The organism is Pseudomonas juntendi (assembly GCF_009932375.1).
GTDB lineage: Bacteria > Pseudomonadota > Gammaproteobacteria > Pseudomonadales > Pseudomonadaceae > Aquipseudomonas > Aquipseudomonas juntendi.
This window is the reverse complement of record NZ_BLJG01000433.1, coordinates 1-853: the sequence shown is the minus strand read 5'-3', so window position 1 is coordinate 853 and position 853 is coordinate 1. Positions and strand designations below refer to the sequence as shown.

Sequence of the window (853 nt, the reverse complement as noted above, 5' to 3'; positions counted from 1 at the left end):
CCGCAGCCGTGACCGGAACACCGGTGGTTTTGGCCTGGGCTTGGCGATCAGCCGGCGTGCGATCGAGGGCCAGGGCGGTACGTTGACTGTCGCACAGTCGGCGCTGGGCGGGGCGCAGTTCCGCATCCGCTTGCCCGCCCGTTAGCAGGCGGCAGGGGCGTACAGGCTTTTTCTTCTCGGCCAGTTCTTGTAGGTTTACAGTTCTTCAAGCCAGGGAGCTGAACATGCAAGGCAAGGCACGCAAGATCGTTCAGGCCATTCTTTACGAGGCCATCGCCGTCGCCTGCGTGGCCCCGGCACTGGCGTTGGCGTTCGGCGCCGGCATGGCGCAATCCACGGTGCTGTCGGTGCTGATGTCAGGCATCGCGATGAGCTGGAACATGGGTTACAACTGGGTGTTCGAGCGCTGGGAGGCGCGCCAGCAGCAGCGTGAACGTACGTTCACCCGGCGCCTGCTGCACGCCCTGGGTTTCGAGGGTGGGTTGATGCTGATCCTGCTGCCGCTGGTGGCCTACTGGCTGAACGTCAGTCTGTGGGCGGCGCTGCTCACCAACCTGGCATTGTTCGTGTTCTTCTTCGTGTACGCCTTCGTGTTCCAGTGGGGCTTCGACAAAGTGTTCGATGTGCCGCTGTCGGCGCAGCAAGCCAAGTGTTGACGTGGGCCTGCGCGGCAGGCTAAGTTCCTGGCCTATGAACACCTACCTGCACGTGAACGCCATTATTATTACCGCCATTATCAGCTTGGCGGGCTAGCGCGTACGTGCACCGAACCCGCCCTGGAGGCGGGTTTTTTCTCTCTGACTCCTGGGCAACGTAAAAACGCCAAGGAGTCATCGATGACCAGCTTCAGCCC

The 853-nt window shown here is 61.9% G+C and carries 2 protein-coding genes; both read left to right on the top strand.

The annotated features are described in order from the left end of the window. Window positions 1-145: ATP-binding protein (locus GYA94_RS26555; protein WP_255327004.1), on the top strand; the 145-nt coding region annotated here is incomplete at its 5' end. Window positions 146-224: 79 nt separating this feature from the next. Then, on the top strand, window positions 225-656 hold the full coding sequence (locus tag GYA94_RS26550) for a PACE efflux transporter (RefSeq protein WP_161893442.1): 432 nt from the start codon (window positions 225-227) through the stop codon (window positions 654-656). Window positions 657-853: the final 197 nt, after the last annotated feature.

What these genes read in the sequence shown, in the direction of transcription:
- GYA94_RS26550 (WP_161893442.1), top strand. Translation starts at nt 225, where the DNA reads ATGCAAGGCAAGGCACGCAAGATCGTTCAGGCCATTCTTTACGAGGCC.